General features: G+C 68.7%; 15 protein-coding genes and 1 pseudogene. 8 read left to right on the forward strand and 8 right to left on the reverse strand.

The annotated features are described in order from the left end of the window. Positions 1-74 precede the first annotated feature (74 nt). Entirely contained in the window at positions 75-557 is a 483-nt protein-coding gene (locus OHU89_RS20395; RefSeq protein ID WP_405644798.1) for a DUF1772 domain-containing protein, read from the forward strand. Positions 558-731: 174 nt separating this feature from the next. Here the strand turns inward: OHU89_RS20395 and OHU89_RS20400 are convergent, their stop codons facing one another. The 3 genes from OHU89_RS20400 to OHU89_RS20410 all read right to left on the reverse strand — a co-directional run bounded on the left by OHU89_RS20400 (position 732) and on the right by OHU89_RS20410 (position 4,532). After that, a complete protein-coding gene (locus OHU89_RS20400) occupies positions 732-1,886 on the reverse strand; it encodes a uroporphyrinogen-III synthase (RefSeq protein ID WP_405644800.1) in 1,155 nt (384 codons plus the stop codon). Between the two features lie 123 nt (positions 1,887-2,009). Next, complete coding sequence (locus OHU89_RS20405; RefSeq protein WP_405644802.1) at positions 2,010-3,395, reverse strand: nitrate/nitrite transporter; 1,386 nt, start codon at positions 3,393-3,395, stop codon at positions 2,010-2,012. 216 nt (positions 3,396-3,611) lie between these two features. Further along, positions 3,612-4,532 carry a hypothetical protein gene (locus OHU89_RS20410; RefSeq protein WP_405644804.1) on the reverse strand — a complete coding sequence of 307 codons (921 nt, stop codon included), beginning with the start codon at positions 4,530-4,532 and terminating at the stop codon, positions 3,612-3,614. A gap of 163 nt (positions 4,533-4,695) precedes the next feature. Between OHU89_RS20410 and OHU89_RS20415 the strand changes: the two genes are divergently transcribed. The 3 genes from OHU89_RS20415 (at position 4,696) to OHU89_RS20425 (ending at position 6,329) form a co-directional block, all read left to right on the forward strand. After that, positions 4,696-5,382, forward strand: a complete 687-nt coding sequence (locus OHU89_RS20415) for a hypothetical protein (RefSeq protein WP_405644805.1) — start codon at positions 4,696-4,698, stop codon at positions 5,380-5,382. A gap of 87 nt (positions 5,383-5,469) precedes the next feature. Next, the gene (locus OHU89_RS20420; RefSeq protein ID WP_405644807.1) at positions 5,470-6,093 is read left to right on the forward strand and encodes a hypothetical protein; all 624 of its coding nucleotides are present in this window, start codon (positions 5,470-5,472) and stop codon (positions 6,091-6,093) included. Further along, positions 6,093-6,329: a helix-turn-helix transcriptional regulator gene (locus OHU89_RS20425; RefSeq protein ID WP_266891688.1), complete on the forward strand. Its 237-nt coding sequence runs from the start codon at positions 6,093-6,095 to the stop codon at positions 6,327-6,329. Before OHU89_RS20420 ends, OHU89_RS20425 begins: the two co-directional genes overlap by 1 nt. Before the next feature lie 87 nt (positions 6,330-6,416). Here OHU89_RS20425 and OHU89_RS20430 read toward each other — a convergent pair whose 3' ends face one another. From OHU89_RS20430 to OHU89_RS20450, 5 genes and pseudogenes are all read right to left on the reverse strand, one after another. Beyond that, positions 6,417-7,649 (reverse strand): acyltransferase, encoded by a 1,233-nt coding sequence (locus OHU89_RS20430; RefSeq protein WP_405644808.1) that lies wholly within the window; start codon positions 7,647-7,649, stop codon positions 6,417-6,419. Then, a complete protein-coding gene (locus OHU89_RS20435; RefSeq protein ID WP_405644810.1) occupies positions 7,646-9,841 on the reverse strand; it encodes a glycosyltransferase in 2,196 nt (731 codons plus the stop codon). Before OHU89_RS20435 ends, OHU89_RS20430 begins: the two co-directional genes overlap by 4 nt. Beyond that, positions 9,841-10,578 carry a hypothetical protein gene (locus OHU89_RS20440; protein WP_405644812.1) on the reverse strand — a complete coding sequence of 246 codons (738 nt, stop codon included), beginning with the start codon at positions 10,576-10,578 and terminating at the stop codon, positions 9,841-9,843. Before OHU89_RS20440 ends, OHU89_RS20435 begins: the two co-directional genes overlap by 1 nt. Before the next feature lie 311 nt (positions 10,579-10,889). Beyond that, positions 10,890-11,358: pseudogene (locus tag OHU89_RS20445) on the reverse strand (LysR family transcriptional regulator); the annotation flags it as partial. A 94-nt stretch (positions 11,359-11,452) separates the two neighbouring features. Beyond that, a complete protein-coding gene (locus tag OHU89_RS20450; protein WP_405644814.1) occupies positions 11,453-12,676 on the reverse strand; it encodes an RNA-guided endonuclease InsQ/TnpB family protein in 1,224 nt (407 codons plus the stop codon). 438 nt (positions 12,677-13,114) lie between these two features. On the opposite strand from OHU89_RS20450, the gene OHU89_RS20455 reads away from it, so the two are divergent. From OHU89_RS20455 to OHU89_RS20470, 4 genes are all read left to right on the forward strand, one after another. Beyond that, positions 13,115-14,473 (forward strand): MFS transporter, encoded by a 1,359-nt coding sequence (locus tag OHU89_RS20455; RefSeq protein WP_405644816.1) that lies wholly within the window; start codon positions 13,115-13,117, stop codon positions 14,471-14,473. A gap of 165 nt (positions 14,474-14,638) precedes the next feature. Next, positions 14,639-15,910 carry an ABC transporter substrate-binding protein gene (locus OHU89_RS20460; RefSeq protein ID WP_405644818.1) on the forward strand — a complete coding sequence of 424 codons (1,272 nt, stop codon included), beginning with the start codon at positions 14,639-14,641 and terminating at the stop codon, positions 15,908-15,910. Next, complete coding sequence (locus OHU89_RS20465) at positions 15,907-16,851, forward strand: carbohydrate ABC transporter permease (protein WP_266891674.1); 945 nt, start codon at positions 15,907-15,909, stop codon at positions 16,849-16,851. Before OHU89_RS20460 ends, OHU89_RS20465 begins: the two co-directional genes overlap by 4 nt. Further along, positions 16,848-17,672, forward strand: coding sequence for a carbohydrate ABC transporter permease (locus tag OHU89_RS20470; protein WP_266891672.1), 825 nt, complete (start codon positions 16,848-16,850; stop codon positions 17,670-17,672). Before OHU89_RS20465 ends, OHU89_RS20470 begins: the two co-directional genes overlap by 4 nt. The last annotated feature ends 3 nt before the right edge of the window (positions 17,673-17,675 follow it).

Below are 17,675 nucleotides of genomic sequence, written 5' to 3' on the forward strand. Positions count from 1 at the left end.
GCGTGGACGTGTGCGTATGGGGATGCGCCTTTGGACCATGTTCCGGTCGATGTGCCGGCCGTTGACTGGAGGGCATGACGACGAAGAAGAGCGCGGGAACCGTACTGGGGGCGGCCACGGTCGCGATGGGCCTGATCGCCGGGGCCTTCTACGTCTTCGCCTGCGCGGTGATGCCGGGGCTCGCGCGCAGCGACGACGAGGTCTACGTCGAGGTGATGCGGAACATCAACGACGTGATCCAGAATCCGGTGTTCATGATGAGCTTCCTCGGGGCGCTGGTGCTCACGGGGGTGGCGGCGTGGCAGGCGCGGGGGGCGGGGTACCGCCGGTGGGTGTGGGCGGGGCTGATCGCCTACACCCCCGCTTTCCTGGTGACCGTCGCCTTCAACATCCCGCTGAACGACGCCCTCGACCGCGCGACGGACTCCGCTGCGGCCCGGGAGGAGTTCGAGGATGCGTGGGTGGCGTGGAACGTGGTGCGGGCGCTGCTGTCGACGGTGGCGCTGGGCTGCCTGGCAAGGGCGCTGGTCCGATACGCCCGCCTGACGTCTCCCTGATCTCGCTCCCAGGGGGCGCTGCCCCCTGGCCCCCCGCTCCTCAAACGCCGGAGGGGTTTCAGCCCGTCCGGCGTTTGAGGACGAGGCCCTTAAGGGCCGACAGCGGAGGTCTGGGGGCGCAGCCCCCAGGGATGGGACGGGTAGGGGCGGCGGGGGCGAGGAAAAGGTCGGGGCTTACGTGTCCGAGTACTTCGCGTCGGCCGCCGGGTCCAGGGCCAGGCGGTAACCGCGCTTCACTACCGTCTGGATGAGCTTCGGCGCACCGAGTGCCGTGCGGAGGCGAGCCATCGCCGTCTCCACGGCGTGTTCGTCGCGCCCCGCGCCCGGGAGCGCACGCAGCAGCTCCGCCCTGGCCACCACCCAGCCGGGACGGCGGGACAGGGCGCGCAGCAATGACATACCGGCCGGCGGCACGGGGCGCAGGACACCGTCGACGAGGACCGCGTGGCCGCGGATCTCGACCCGGTGACCGGCGATGGGGAGGGAACGGGCCCTGGCCGGGAGCTCCTGGCAGAGGAGCTGGACCAGGGGGCCGAGACGGAAGCGGTCGGGTGAGACCGTGTCGACGCCACGGGCCTGGAGCGGCAGCGAGGTGACGGGGCCCACGCAGGCCGGCAGGACGTCGTGGTTCAGGGCGGCCAGCAGCTCCGGCAGGAGTCCGCGCTCCTCCGCCCGGTTCAGCAAGGACGCCGCGGCAGGCGCACTCGTGAAGGTCAGCGCGTCCAGGCCACGGGAGACCGTCGCGTCGAGAAGCCGGTCCACGGGCCCGATGTCCTCCGGCGGCATCCACCGGTAGACAGGGATCCCGAGCACCTCCGCTCCCCCGGCCCGCAACGCCTCCACGAACCCGGGCAGCGGCTCACCGTGCAGCTGGATGGCGATACGGCGGCCCTCGACACCCTCCTCCAGCAGCCGGTCGAGCACCTCGGCCATCGACTCGGACTCCGGCGACCAGTCCTCGGTAAGGCCGGCGGCCCGTACCGCGCCTTTGACCTTCGGGCCGCGTGCGAGCAGCTCGATCCCGCGCAGCCGCTCCAGCAGGTCCTCGCCCAGACCCCACCCGTCGGCGGCCTCGACCCAGCCCCGGAAGCCGATGGCGGTCGTGGCGATCACGACATCCGGTACCTCGTCGATGACCTGCTTGGTCGCGGCGAGGAGCTCGCTGTCGTCGGCGAGCTGCACGATCCGCAGCGCAGGTGCGTGCAGGACGGCGGCTCCCCGTCGCTGCAGCAGTGCGCCCAGCTCGTCGGCCCGGCGCGCGGCTGTCACGCCTACCGTGAAACCGGCCAGGGGGCCGTGTTGTTCTGGTCGCTGCTGTTCGTCGTACATATAACTCTCGTCCCGCACTCGAGTCGTTTGCACCTACACGGGGTGTGATGGCACCTGCATGCCGAGCGAGCCTGTCAACGGTGCGTGACAGGCTCGGTTCGACTTGATGTCGCCAGTGTTACGTCACACCTCGGCGTAGTTGAGCTGCGGCTTCGCCTCGGAGGTGGCCGAGGAGGCCTGAATCCGGGAGGCCGGGCGGCGAAGGTATACGGCCCAGGTGACCACGAAGCAGGCGGCGTAGAAGGCGAGGAAGACGACGAAGGCGCCGGTGCCGGAGCCGTTGGAGAGGAAGGACTGGCGGAAGGCGAGGTTGATGCCGAGCCCGCCGAGCGCGCCCACGGCCCCGATGAGCCCCATGGAGGCGCCGGACAGACGCCGGCCGTACGCGGCGGCCTCCTCACCCTGGAGCCCCTTGGCGAGCGCCTTCGCGTGGAAGATGCCGGGGATCATCTTGTACGTCGACCCGTTGCCGAGCCCGGTGAGCACGAACAGGGCGATGAAGGCGGTGGTGAAGAGCGGCAGGGACTTCTGCATGCTGGCGACGATGATGACAGCGGTGGCCGCAGCCATGGCGACGTAGTTCCACAGCGTGATCTTCGCGCCGCCGTACTTGTCGGCGAGCCAGCCGCCCACGGGCCTGATCAGCGAGCCGAGCAGCGGGCCGATGAAGGTGACGTACGCGGCCTGCAGCGGCGTACGGCCGAACTGCGTCTGGAGCACGAGACCGAAGGCGAAGCTGTAGCCGATGAAGGAGCCGAAGGTGCCGATGTAGAGGAAGGACATGATCCAGGTGTGGCCCTCCTTCACGGCGTCCTTGGCGGCCCCGGTGTCGTTCTTCATCGTCGAGAGGTTGTCCATGTAGACCGCGCAGAGGACGGTGGCGATCACGATGAACGGGATGTAGATCCCGAGCAGCACGCGCGGTCCGCCGCTCGCGCCGATGACCGCGAGGCCGGCCAGCTGCGCGACGGGCACACCGATGTTGCCGCCGCCCGCGTTCAGGCCGAGCGCCCAGCCCTTCTTCCGCAGCGGGAAGAAGGCGTTGATGTTGGTCATGGACGAGGCGAAGTTGCCACCGCCGACGCCGGCCAGCATCGCGCACACCAGGAAGGTGTTGTACGAGGTGCCCGGCTCCATCACGATGAACGCCGCGACCGTCGGGATCAGCAGCATGCTCGCCGAGACGATCGTCCAGTTCCGGCCGCCGAAGAGGGCGACGGCGAAGGTGTACGGCACCCGGACGAGGGAACCGACCAGGGTCGCCATCGACACGAGGAAGAACTTGTCTGCCGGGGTGAGCCCGTACTCGGGCCCCATGAACAGCACCAGCACGGACCACACGGTCCAGATGGAGAAACCGATGTGCTCGGACAGGACGGAGAAGAGCAGGTTCCGGCGGGCGACCTTCTCACCGGTCTCGTTCCAGAAGGTCTCGTCCTCAGGATCCCAGTGCTCGATCCAGCGTCCTCCCCTGGTCGGTGGTGCGGGGACGGTGCTAGGGGCTGTCATTGCGCCTCCACGGGGCTCCGGGGCTCGCTGGTGCATTCGTGCTGAGCGGTGATGTCCCGAAGGTAGGGAGGGCGCGTTTCCTGGCTGTGGCACCCGGTGACCGGAAAGGAACTTTGCTCTCACCCCGCGCTAACGCGGGATGAGAGGTTCTGTCGCCTTACGTTACGAACAGCTCCCACCGGGCCGGTCACCGACCGGGAAGCCTTGCCCCGGAGGTCAGTGCTGAGGGGACTGCCAGTTCGGGTTCTGCTGGGGGTAGGGCTGCTGCGGCGGGTACGGCTGCTGCTGCTGGGGGTACGGCGGCTGGGCGGCGTACGGGCCGGGGGCCGGGGGCTGCTGGGGGTACGGCTGCTGCGGCGGGTAGGGGGCGGCCGCGGGCTGGGCGCCGTAGGGCTGCGGCTGCTGCGGCGGGTACGCCTGCGGCTGCTGCTGGGGATACGGCTGCTGGCCGTAGCCCGGGGCGGGCGGCGCGGCCGGGGCATTGCCGTACGGACCGTTGGCGTACTGGCCGGCGGCGAAGGGGTTGGCCTGCTGCCCGGGGAACTGCGCCCCCGGCGGCAGATACCGCACCCGCCCGGTCTCGTCGCTGACGGGCATGAACCCGGCGGCGTGCAGCCGGGCCGCGAACTTGGCGTTGCGCTTGCGGGTGACGAGGAGGCCGATCCCGAAGATCGCCATGAAGACGACCCAGGTGACGGCCGCCGCGACGAAGTCGCCGGGGCCCCCGCCGAGCCGGAACGCGAGGATCACGCATCCGATGGTGACGCCGAGGGCGCCGTACCCCATACGCTTCTCGGCGTTCTTGCCGGTGAGGTCGAAGTTGATGCGGGCCTTGAGCAGCTCGAAGGCGTCCGGCACGAGCGGCGGCACGGAGACCCCGTCGCTCGCGTTCGGATACTGGGCCCAGTTCTGGGCGGCACGGGTACGGGCCTGCGGGCTGGGGTCCGGGACGAGCAGCATGACGAGCGCGCCGTTGCGTCCGGAGCTCTGCCGTACGTCGGCGTACTCGTACCCGAACTGCTGGGCGATGAAGGCGAGTCGACCGAGTTTCTTCACGGAGGCCATGGCACTGGTGAGCTCTACGGGCTCCCCGCTCGCCATCAACCGGAGCATCTTCTGCACTTGCCGCTTGCTCATAGCCGTCCGCTCCCCACCGGGCCACCCCGTTCACTTCCGCAACCGACGCAGTCTCGCACGCCCGTACGGCGCAGGGAAACCGCTGTCCCCTTGGGTTTACAGGACCTTGGCACGCCCGTCCGGCCCGGTAACCTCTCGGTCACTTGTGATCTGTGGGGGGACTGTGCGAACGCGTGCGACCGTGATGACGGCTGTGCTGGCGTGCCTGGTGGTGGCCGGATGCGCGGAAGGGGATGGCGGTGGCGCGACGGAGCGCTCCGCGCAGGAGATCCTCGACGGCGCGAACAAGACGATGAGTGAGCTGACGTCCGTGACCGTCGAAGGAAAGACCAGCAACGCCAAGGGCGAGGGTTTCACCGGCCGTCTGACGACCGACCTCAAGAGCAGGTGCACCTCGAGGACCACCTGGAACTTTAACGGCGCCGCCCTCGAACAGATCCGGATTGGCGAGACGGACTACGTCCGCCCGAACCGCGCGTACATCGAGTGGTGGTCGGACAAGCCCATGAGCGGGGCCCAGAAGACCTGGTTCAGGACTCCCGCGAGTGAGGCTCAGCGGGGTGACGGACTCTCCGCCTGTCCGCGGGACTTCACCTCCTTCGGGACGACGAAGAAGGGCAAGCCGACCCAGGTCGACGGCACCCCCGCGCTCGCGTTGATCGTGACCGACAAGTCGGTGAAGACCGGCAAGTACACCTTCTACGTGGCCACCGAGGGCAAGCCGTACATCCTGAAGGTCGTGTACAAGGGCACCGACTTCCACACCACCACCACGTACAGCGGCTTCGACAAGCCCATGGATGTGCGACCGCCCGCGAAGGTGCTGGACGTCAGCACACTCGACAAGTAACCCAAAACGGGCAGAGCTTGCTTCCCGCACCCTTCACGCTTATCGTTTCTCGATAACATCGATAAACGATAAACAAGCGGGGGAGCCATGACTGAAGTGACCGAGGACCGCAAGATGCTCGAGCCCATGGCCACGGTCGTGTCCATAGCGCTGCGCCTCCTGGTCGGCCTCGCGACGGCGGGGCTCATCCTCTCGGTGGTCCGCGGCAGCTGGGGCAGCGACAGCGTCTGCATCACCGACGAGTCCACCACCAGCTCGGTCGCCCCCGGCAGCTTCGCCCCCGAGCCCGGGGCGCAGATCGCCTCGGTCCCCTACTACTGCGCCGAGAACCCCGACGCCGGCCTGCGCCTCCTGGACGAACTGGGCACGACGGCCTCGACCCTGCTGCTGATCAGCAGCCTGTTCCTGTTGCACCGGCTCCTCCAGGGAGCGGGACGCGACGGCATCCACACGACTCTGACGGCCTCCCGGCTCCGCCTGCTCGGCTGGTGGCTGCTCGCCGGAAGCCTGGTCGTCGAACTCGTCGAGGCGAACACCCAGGCGGCCGTGCTCGCGGAACTGTCCAGGGACTCGGACTACTCGGTCGGCTCCTGGCTGCAGATGTGGGACTTCCCCTACCTCGCCGTGCTGACCGGCCTCGGCCTGCTGACCTTCGCCCGGATCACCCGCGCGGGCACGGCCATGCGCGAGGACCTCGAAGGAGTCGTCTGATGGCCGGCACGGACGACGACCACGAGGACCACCGCATCGAGGTCCACCTCGACAGGCTCCTCAGCGATCGCGGCATGACCGTCACCGAACTCGCCCAGCGCGTGGGCGTCACCAACGTCAACCTCTCCGTTCTCAAGAACGGCCGCGCCAAGGCGATCCGCTTCACCACCCTCACCCGCATCTGCGAAGTCCTGCAGTGCCAGCCGGGCGACCTGCTCAGCTACCGCAAGCCCTGAAGAAGACCCGCATGTTCAGCACCATGGACGGCCGTGTGGCTCAAGCTCCGCTGAGCCCCTCGGACCGGCGAGGAAGGGCGCGCCCGGTCAGGCCCGGTGCCCCGCCCGTGCCCGCTTCTTCTTCGCCCCGTTCGGCCACAACCGCGGCTTCCGCTTGGCCGCGAGGTCCTCGATCCAGCCCACACCGAGGATCGCCAGCGCGATCAGCGGCCAGACCAGGAAGAACATCCAGATCATGTACGTCGAGTCCAGCGCGGACACCGCGCGGTCGCTCTGCATGAACGGCAGCTCATAGAGCCGGTCGAGGATCGGGACCGTGGCCATGATCAGCATGTTGTGCCAGAGGTAGATCGTGACCGCGCGGTTGTTGGAGAGCGTGACCAGCTTGTCCCACTTCGCCAGTCGGCCGGGCAGTTCCTGCCAGGACGGGGAGTACTGGAGCAGGAGCACCACGAAACCGAAGGACCAGGTCGCCTGGGCCAGCGGGATGTCGTTGAGGTCCCAGCCGTCGGGGCCCAGATGACCCGACGCCCACCACAGGCCGAACGCCATCAGCAGCACCGCGCAGGAGACCGCGAGATAGCGCGGGACCTTGGCCAGCAGGCCCTCGTGATGGGCGAAGCCCATGACCCAGCAGCCGCCGTAGACGGCGAAGTCGGTGACCGCGTTGCCGGTTTCGCCCGGGATGGAGACAAGCCCCGTGCCCACCACGGCCGTCAGCCCCAGCGGGGCGAGCAGTGTCGGCCACGGCGCCCGGCGGAACGCCCACAGCAGAAGGGGGGAGGCGACGACGAACCAGAGGTAGGCCCGCAGATACCAGAGCGGTCCCGCCGCCTGTACGGCCCAGGTGTTCTCCAGCAGCCCGGACTGGGAGCCGATGCTCCACGGGAAGGGCGGGGCGCCGAACGGGATGACGTAGTTGACCATCTCGACCAGGCCCCAGGCCCCGCCGTGGTCCGGGTCCTTCGACAGGTCCCAGCCGCCCGCGAACAGCAGCACCAGCACCACCGCGCTGAACGCCCACAGTGGCGGGAGCAGCCTCCTGATCCGGCCCCGGATCACTCCCCACGCCGGACGCTTCAGCGAGCGCGCCATCAGCGAGCCCGCGAGCGCGAACATCACGCCCATGGAGGGGAACAGAACCGTCAGCCAGGCCCAGCCGAACAGGTGGTAGGCGACCACGCGGACCAGGGCGATCGAGCGCAGCAGATCCAGGTAGCGGTCGCGGCCCGGCTTCTTCGGGGCGGCCGCAGCAGGTGCGGGCACCGCCGGCGCGGGCGTGGCGGGTACGTCGTACGACTGTGTGTGTCCGTGGGTCATCCCACCGGCCTCCGATCGCTCCCGCTGCCCGTCCGCTGACGCGGTACCGCGCCGCCGGGTGCCTCGACGACACCGGTGCGCCGCAGCTTCTGCCAGCGCAGCCGGCCGCCGGTCAGGGCGGTGATCCAGGACTGGAGGAGGACGACGTACATGAGCTGGCGGTACAGGATCTGCTGGAGCGGCAGCGAGATGAGGTGGGTCATGCGTTCGCGGTCGAGACGGAAGGCGTAGGCCGCGCAGACCAGCTGGATCGCCAGGACGCCCAGCCAGGCCACGACCGTCTTCTGTGTGGGGCCGAAGACCAGGCCGTAGATCAGGAACACGTCGATCAGCGGGGCCAGCAGCGGCGCCAGGACCATGAAGAGCGAGACCAGCGGCAGGCCGACCCGGCCGAAGCGGCCCGACGGTCCCCGTTCCACCAGCGCCCTGCGGTGCTTCCAGATCGCCTGCATGGTGCCGTACGACCAGCGGTAGCGCTGCGACCACAGCTGCTGGACGGTCTCCGGCGCCTCGGTCCAGGCCCGCGCCTTCTCGGCGTAGACGACCCGCCAGCCGTCGCGGTGCATCGCCATGGTGATGTCTGTGTCCTCGGCGAGCGTGTCGTCGCTCATGCCGCCGACCCGCTCCAGAGCCGACCTACGGAAGGCTCCGACGGCGCCCGGGATGGTCGGCATGCAGCGCAGGATGTCGTACATACGGCGGTCCAGGTTGAAGCCCATCACGTACTCGATGTGCTGCCAGGCGCCGATGAGGGAGTCCCGGTTGCCGACCTTGGCGTTGCCGGCCACGGCCCCGACGCGCCGGTCGCCGAAGGGCTGGACCAGTTCACGGACGGTGGACGGCTCGAAGACGGTGTCGCCGTCCATCATCACGATGATGTCGTAACGGGCGTTGGCCAGACCGCGGTTGAGCGCGGCGGGCTTGCCCGCGTTCAGCTGGCGGACCACCCGCACGTTCGGCAGGCCCATCGCCTCCACGATCCGCGCGGTGCCGTCACTGGAGCCGTCGTCGATGACAATGACCTCGATGGGGTGTTCGCTCGCCATCAGGGAACGGACGGTGTTCTCGATGCACTTGGCCTCGTTGTACGCCGGCACCAGCACCGACACCGGTTCGAACACCGGGTTCCCCCAGCGGAAGCCGCGGCGCCGCACCCGGCGGGCGTGGACGCCGGACAGGAGGAGCATCAGGACGAAGCGGCTGATGACGAGGAAGCCGATGATCGCGAGGGCGACCACCAGTACGGCGGTGATGTTGTCGGAGGCGCCGACCAGGAAGACCCACGCCCTGCCCTTCCACAGCTCGGCTCCGGTGACCTGGGTGTGCGCGCTGGGGGCGCCGAGGGCCTCGGTGAGGCTGTCGAACTCGTAGCCGTCGGCCTTCAGCTGGGGCAGCAGCCGGTCGAGCGCCTGCACGGTCTGGTGGCGGTCGCCGCCGGAGTCGTGCATCAGGACGATCGCGCCCTTGCCGCCCTTGGGCGTGGCCTTGCGGATGATCTCCTCGACGCCGGGCTTGCGCCAGTCCTCGCTGTCGGTGTTGTTGACGATGGTGATGTAGCCGCGGGTGCCGATGTACTCGGTGACCGGCCAGGACTTGTTGTCCATGGCGTCGGCGAAGGAGGAGTACGGCGGGCGGAAGAGCGAGGTGCGGATGCCGGCGGCGCCGGTGATCGCGAGCTGGTTCTGGGACAGCTCCCAGTCGACCCGCTTCTTCGACTGGTAGGACAGGTCGGGGTGGTTGAAGGTGTGCAGGCCGACCTCGTGGCCCTCTGCGACCATGCGCCGCACCAGGTCCGGATAGCGCGAGGCCATGGTGCCGGTGACGAAGAAGACCGCGTGGGCGTTGTGCTCCTTCAGCACGTCCAGGACCTTCGGGGTCCACTCCGGGTCCGGGCCGTCGTCGAAGGTGAGGACGAGGCGGTGGTCCCTGAGGCTCAGGCTCTGGGTGCGGCCGCTGCGGGTGTCGATGACCGGCCCGCCCTCGAGGATCTCCTCCGGGACCTTGTCGGCCGCGGCGGGGGCCTGGACGCGGTGGTCGGCGAGGATCTCGCTGTGGACGTATCCGCGCAGCATCAGCATCGCCATCATGGCGACGAGGACCAGGCAGGGCAGCAGCAGGCGCATGGGCAGGCGGCGCCGAGAGCCGTCGCGGGCCGGGGACGCGGCCCGGGGACGGCGGGTGCGGGTTGCCATCAGACGGTGCTCTCCGGGGACGGTGTCGTGGTGCTGAGGGGCGCGGGTTCGTTCGCGCCGCCGGCCACCGTGTCGGTGCCGGTGCCGCCGTTGTCGCCGACCGGTGTCTCCGTCGGGTCGGGCGTGGGCTCCTCGGTCGGCGTCGGCTCGGGCGGACTGCTCGTCGCCGGCTCGGTCGGTTCGGGGTTCGGGGTGGGGTTGCTGCCGGTGCCCGAGGTGGTCTTCGTCGCCGTCGGCTCCGGGTCCGCCACCGCGCCCGGGTTCTGGGCGGTCGCGGTGGCGCCGGGCGCGGTGGCGTCGGCGCCCGGCGACGCCGTCGTGGTGCCGCTCGGGGACGGCGAGACGCCGGGCGAGAGAGTGCCGCCGTCGGTGGGCAGGACCGTCTCCCCGGGCAGCGGGGAGTTGTCGACCTGGCCGGCCTCCTTGCCCTCGCCCTGGCCCGGTACGGGCAGCCAGGGGGCGTTGGAGTTGCCGGACAGCAGGGTCGTGACGATGACCACGGCGTAGATCGCGCAGGCGAGTCCGACGAAGATGCCGATACGGCGGTATCTGCGGCTTCTGCGGCCCGACTCGTCGACGAAGACCGGCCCGTCGGAGCCCTCCGCGGTGTCGCCGCCGGCCTGGCCGACCAGGCGGTTGTCGGCCCGCAGGGCGACCGCGTCCAGCTGGACGGTCACCTCGTGCGGGTCATGGGTGTTGCTCCACGGGTCGCCGAAGGCCGCCCCCTCGGGGCTCACCCTGGGCAGCACCTCGGTCTGGTCCGCCGATGCGAGGACATCCGCTCCTCTTGTCTCCGGAAATGCCTGGGTGCCGTTCCCCGGCGCGGGGAACCCCCTGGTCCCGGCGGCCACTGAGGGCCATTCCGGTTGGGCGTCTTCTCGCCAATTCTCGCGCACGCACATCCCCCCACGGGACAGTTCTGGGTGCGCATACGACCCCGAGCACTCGTCGACCGAACCGAGCCCCCACCCGGCCCGAGCGCCCCCTTTACCACAGCGTGCTCAGGCCACGAATGTAGCGCACCGACGGCTCATGTGTTTGCCGTGTGTCAGTTGTGGACATTGATGATCTTCATGTCAATGGCCGGAATCCATGCCCCGGCAGGCCGGTGAAGCCATTTTTCAGCCGCCGAAAGTTCGGCCGCCGCCCGGCGCAGCGCGTCGATTCCGGGGTGCACCAGCCCCTTGCGCCACACCAGCGACACGGGTGACAGAGGCACCGGATCGACGAGCGGACGCAGCACGGCGTTCGGCATGGCTGGAAAGTCCACCACCGCGAGGACCGGGTTACGTGTTCTGGCCATGACACGCCGGAACTCCTCGTGACCGACCGCGAGCGGCGCGGGCGAGGCCACCTCGATCCCCCGTCCGTCGAACAGCCGGCGCGCGAGATCGGTCCACTCCGGCGTACGCGGATTTCCGGCCCCCGCGTACACCTCCTCCCCCGCCAGCTCGGCCAGCGGCACCTCCGCCGACGCCGCCAGCCGGTGGTCCTCGGAGCACGACCGCTATGGGCTTCGGGGGCGGCGCGCGCCCGGTCAGACCGCTCTCTTGACTTGCTCCTCGGGTTGAAGCCCGAGGATTTTGGCCTTTCCGACTCGTTGCTGTGCCGCTAGGCGGCACGGGGTTGGGTCGGGAATCCGTGGCTTCCTGTTTCTTCGCGCTGTGCCGGGATTGCTCCCGGTCTTACCGGCGCTCCGCAGGCCGATACCGCCAGTCCGGCGGCCGTCTTCACGTTGATCGCGGCGTTGATATCCCGGTCGTGGAGGGTGCCGCAGGCGCTACAGGTCCGTTCCCGGACGTGCAGGGGTTTGGGCCCGTCCACGGCGCCGCAGGTGGAGCAGGTTTGGGAGGTCGGTGTGAACCGGCCGATCTTGACCAGAGTGCGGCCGTACCGGGCGGCTTTGTACCCCAGCATGCCGATGAAGGATGCCCAGCCCGCATCATGGACGGACTTGGCCAGTCTGGTGCGAACCAGTCCCGCCACCGACAGGTTCTCCACGGCGATTCCTTGGTTCTCGGAGATCAGCCTGGTGGAGGGCTGGTGGTGGAACTCACGGCGTGCGTCAGCAACCTTGGCGTGGGCGCGTGCGACCTTGAGGCGGGCCTTGGCCCGGTTCTTTGATCCCTTCTGCTTGCGGGACAGCTCCCGCTGGGCCTTCTTCAGTTTCTTCTCCGCGCGCCGCAAAAAGCGCGGGGAGTCGATCTTCGTGCCGTCGGAGAGGACCGCGAAGTGGGTGAGGCCGAGATCGATGCCGATGGTGCGGTCGGTTTCCGGCATCCGGGTCGCATCGGCGGCGGGGTCGGTGTCGATGACGAAGGAGGCGAAGTACCGCCCGCCCGCGTCCTTGATGATGGTGACGGAGGTGGGGGTGGCGGGCAGAGTGCGGGACCATTTCACCTTCACCGCGCCGATCTTCGGCAGGTTCAGACGGCCGCTGTCGGTGATGTGCCAGCGGGCGTTGGCGGTGAACCGGATCGACTGCCGAGGATCCTTGCGGGACTTGAAGCGAGGCGGGCCCAGTTTCCGTCCTTTGCGGGTGCCGTTGAGGGAGGCGAAGAAGTTCTTGTAGGCGGTCTCGGCGTCCCGCAGGGACTGCTGGAGCACCACCGCGGACACCTCACCCAGCCAGGACCGCTCGGCTGTCCGCTTGGCCTCGGTGATCAGACGTGTGGACAGCTGACCGGCCGTCGGGAACGGCTGCTCGGCCTTCCGAGCGTCCTCACGGGCGTGGACAGCGTCGTTGAACACGACACGGGCGCACCCGAACGCCCTGGCCAACGCTCCGCGTTGGGTGTGGTCCGGGTACAGGCGAAAGCTGTACCTGAGCCGCATGACCCTCACCCTAGGTACGCGTTCTGGGACACGGCCCCAGAAGATCGGAATCGATCACGATCGCCTGCCCGTTTGATATTCGCGTCCAAGTGCGACAGCTCGCGCCCGCCGATGACCACTGGGGGCGTGCCCCCAGCAGCCGCACCACCGTGTTCCGCTGGGCAGGACACAGCGACGCCCCGCGTCGCGAACTTGAGATTCATCAGCGGGCTGAAGCCCGCTGCACTACGAATGCATCCCGGTAGCGGGCCATCAGCTACAGGTCGGGGGCGAGTTCGCGGGCCCGGTTCAGCTTCCCGGTGACGGCGTGGAAGGCGCGCAGGAGGCGGAGAGCGAGATCGGTGGGGGCGGACGTCCGGCCCGTTTACAACGGAAGTGCGTGAATGCCCACCAATTAAGTGTTGGCCCCCTTGATCGCTTCGGTGCAATGGTGAACCCATGCCGCAGCCCATGTTCACGACGACCGGGGACATGCTCATAGCCGTCGACCTCACCCCCAGGACCCTCCGGACCCCCCGTACTCCGAAAACCCCCCGGAGGGAACCCGGCCCCTACCGCCGTCTCTTCGCCCACCCCGGCACCCGCGCCTTCACCGTCGGAAACCTCCTCGCCCGCCTGCCCATGGGCATGTTCAGCGTGAGCGCGGTCATCATGATCGTCGCCGCGCGGGACTCGTACGCCCTCGCCGGCGCCGTCACCGCGACCGGCCTGGCGGCGACCGCGCTGGTCGCGCCCTGGACGGCTCGGCTCGTCGACCGGTACGGACAGGCCCGGGTCGCCGTACCGGCCACGCTCCTAGCGGCGCTGGGCTCGCTCGCCCTGGTGCTGTGCGTCCACCGGGGCGCCCCCGACTGGACGTTGTTCGCCGCGTACGCCGCCACCGCGACCACCCCCAACACCGGCGGCATGTCCCGGGCCCGCTGGGCCCATCTGCTCAGGGGCGACGACAAGGCCCTGCACACCGCGAACTCCTTCGAGCAGGCCGCGGACGAACTGTGCTTCATGCTGGGCCCGGTGCTGGCGGTACTGCTGTGCGGTTCGCTCTTCCCGGAGGCGGGGACGCTCGTCGGGGTGGCCCTGCTGGTGACCGGGATCCTGGTGTTCGCGGCACAGCGGTCGACGGAGCCGCCGGTGTCCGGCTCGCTCCAGCGGACCAAGGCCCCGCTCCGCGCCCCCGGTGTCCCCCCGCTCCTCGTCGTCTGCCTCGCGATGGGCGCGGTGTTCGGGTCCATGGAGGTCGTCACCATCGCGTTCGCGGACGTGCGGGGACACCCCTCGGCGGCCGGTGTCGTCCTGGCACTCCAGGCGGCCGGTTCCTGCGCGGCCGGCCTGCTGTACGGCGCGTGGAAGCCGTCCGGTCCCGCCGAGCGACGCTACCCGTGGTGCGTGGCCGCGATGACCGCGCTGATGACCCTGCCGCTGCTCGCAGCGTCCCTGACGGGCTCCCTGCTCGTCCTCGCGGTCGCACTGCTGATCGCCGGGATGGCGACGGCGCCGACGATGGTCACGGGTCTGGCACTCGTCCAGGAAAACACCCCCGAGGGCCGCCTCAACGAGGGCATGACCCTCGCGGTGACCGGCCTGCTCGGCGGGATCGCCGGGGGCAGTGCGCTCGGCGGCTGGATGGCCGAACACGTGTCGGCGACGGCGGGGTTCGGCGTGCCGGTGGCCGCGGCCGCGGTGGCCCTGATGATCACGCTGGGGCGGGCTTGCCTCACCCCTGGTGTCCGCCGCGACACCGAGAGCCGCTTGATCGACCCGTCGAACTCGCGCTCCAATTCGCGCGCACCCCATTGACGCCCTCACAGCTCGCACATACCTTCGCCCGTCGAAGCGCTTCGACGTCACGCATCGAATCGATTCGACGACCCCTGTCGAACCGAACCGCGTGACGCCGCTCCGAGAACCATCCGGCTCCGACTTCCCTGGAGGCACGGGATGTTGACGGCACGAAGGCGTGTGATGGCGATGGCGGTGGCCCTGACCGGGTCACTGCTCCTGGCCTCCTGCGGAGACTCGGACAATGGGTCCTCCGAGGACGGCAAGACGCTCAAACTGTGGCACTACGAGGCCCCCAACAGCGCGATGGGACAGGCCTGGGACGAGGCGGTCAAGGAGTTCAAGGCCAAGCACCCGGGCGTGAAGGTGGAGTTCGAGGCGAAGGGCTTCGAACAGATCCAGAAGACCGCCCCGATGGTCCTCAACTCCTCCGACGCACCCGACGTCATGGAGTACAACAAGGGCAACGCGACGGCGGGACTCCTGTCCAAGCAGGGGCTCCTCACCGATCTCACCCAAGAGGCGACCACCCGCGGCTGGGACAAGAAACTCAGCGCGAGCGTCCGCACCACCAGCGTGTACGACACCAACGGCGTGATGGGCTCCGGCAAGTGGTACGGCGTCCCCAACTACGCCGAGTACACGATGGTCTTCTACAACAAGGACCTCTTCGCGAAGTACGGCATCGCCGAACCGAAGTCGTTCGACGAACTGACCGCCGCGATGGACAAGTTCGTCCAGAACAAGGTCACCCCGCTCGCCAACGCCGGCGCCGAGTACATCGCCCAGCAGTACCTCTACCAGCTCGCCCTGTCGAAGGCCGACCGCTCCTGGGTCGACTCGTACGAGCTCTACAAGGGCAAGACCGACTTCCACGACACCGCCTGGAGCTACGCCGCCGACACCTTCGCGGACTGGGTGAAGAAGGGCTACATCGCCAAGACCACCAACAGCGCCAAGGCCGAGGACGCGGGCGTCTCCTTCATCCAGGGCAAGTCGCCGATCCTGTTCTCCGGCAGCTGGTGGTACGGCCGCTTCGTCGACGAGGCGAAGTTCGACTGGGGCACCTTCCTGTGGCCCGACTCGAACCTCACCCTCGGCTCCGGCGGCAACCTCTGGGTCGTCCCCAAGGGCGCCAAGAACAAGAAGCTGGCCTACGACTTCATCGACATCACCATGTCGAAGAAGATCCAGAACCTCCTCGGCAACAAGGGCGGTGTCCCCGTCGCGGCCGATGCGAGCGCCATCACCGACGCGAAGTCGAAGGCCCTCATCGACAACTTCAACGTCCTCTCCCAACGGGACGGCCTGGCCTTCTACCCCGACTGGCCGGTCCCCGGCTACTACGACGTCCTCGTCTCCGAGACCCAGAAGCTGATCACGAGCAGCGAGAAGCCGGAGGGCTATCTCGACGCCTTGCAGGAGGCGTACGACAAGGGCGCGCCGAAGCAATGACGGTGACCGTCGAGAAGAGGGTGACCAGCAAGGAGAGCCACGCCGGTCACCCTCGCCGCCCCCGCGACTCCTACGCCCTCTTCCTCCTCCCCGGCGTCCTCGCCTTCCTCACCGTCATCGTCGTCCCGTTCCTGATGAACACGGGCGTCAGCTTCACCGACTGGCAGGGCGTGGGCTCCCCCAGCTGGACCGGGCTCGCCAACTACCGCGAGCTGATGGACGACTCGGAGTTCTGGGAGTCGTTCCGGCACAGCCTGTTCATGGTCGTCGCCATGGCGGCCGTACCCACGGCGGTCGGACTGGTCCTGGCCGCCGCGCTGTTCGACTACATCGGCAAGCACTTCGGGTCGAGGATCGTCGCGGTACTGCGCGCCTGCTTCTACCTCCCCCAGGTGCTGCCGATCGCGGTCGCGGGCATCGTCTGGAGCTGGATCCTGGCTCCCACCGACGGCTCCCTCAACGAACTCCTCAAGGCCATAGGGCTGTCGAGCTGGCAGCAGGACTGGCTCGGCGACCCCGACATCGCGCTCTACAGCGTCATGGGCGTGATGGTCTGGGTCCAGCTCGGCTTCCCGCTCGTCATCTTCATGGCGGGCCTGCAACGCGTGGACCCGCAGCTGCACGAGGCGGCCGAGCTGGACGGCGCCGGCTGGTGGCGCCGGTTCTGGCACATCACGCTGCCGCAGATCCGCCCGGAGATCTACGTCGTCCTGACCTGGTGCACGATCGCCGCGCTGAAGGTCTTCGGAGCGGTGTACGTCCTGACGAAGGGCGGCCCGGGCGGCGCCACGAACGTCCCGTCCTACTTCTCCTTCACCACGTTCTTCGAGAAGACGCAGGTCGGCTACGGCGCCGCCATCTCCACCGTTCTCACGGTGATCATCCTGGCCCTGTCCCTGATCGGCCTGAAGCTCCAGACCCGCGCGGAGGCGAAAGCATGAGGACCGCGCTACGCCGTTACCCCGTCCTCGTCGCCCTGTGCGTCGCGGCCCTCTTCATGGTCGTGCCCTTCCTGATCGTCGCGGTCAACGCGGTCAAGTCCCCCGCCGAGTACTCCCAGAACGGCCCCCTGAGCCTCCCCGACGGCCTCTACCTGGACGGCCTGAAGGACTTCTGGGAGCGCGTCGACTACAGCCAGAAGCTCTTCAACTCCCTGCTGATCAGCGGCGGAGTCGCGATCTTCGCGGTGATCCTCTCCGTCCTCAACGCGTACGCGATCGGCATCGGCCGCATCAAGGGCCGCACCTGGGTGCTGGCCTTCTTCGTGCTGGCGAACATGCTGCCGCAGGAGGCGCTGGTCTACCCGATCTACTACCTGAGCAAGGAAGCCGGGCTCTACGACACCAGGCTCAGCGTGATCATCGTGTTCACGGTGATCCAGGCGGCGTTCGGCACCTATCTCCTCTCCTCCGTCCTGGGCCAGTTCCCCCGCGAGATCATCGAGGCCGCGAAGATCGACGGCGCCGACAAGTGGCAGATCCTGTGGCGGATCGTCGTCCCGGTGAGCCGCCCCACCATCGGCGTACTGCTGGTCTTCTTCTTCATCTGGACCTGGAACGAGTTCCTGCTCCCCCTGGTCATGCTGATCTCCAACGACAACCAGACGGTGTCGGTGGCCCTCGGCGTCCTCCAGGGCCAGCGCCTCATGGACGCCACGATGACCAACGCGGCAGCGCTCCTGGGCGTCCTCCCGGCCATCGTCTTCTTCCTTCTGTTCCAGCGGACCCTCACCCGCGGCATCGCCGTGGGTGCCGTCAAATAAGGA

The organism is Streptomyces sp. NBC_00019 (assembly GCF_045041015.1).
Lineage (GTDB): Bacteria > Actinomycetota > Actinomycetes > Streptomycetales > Streptomycetaceae > Streptomyces.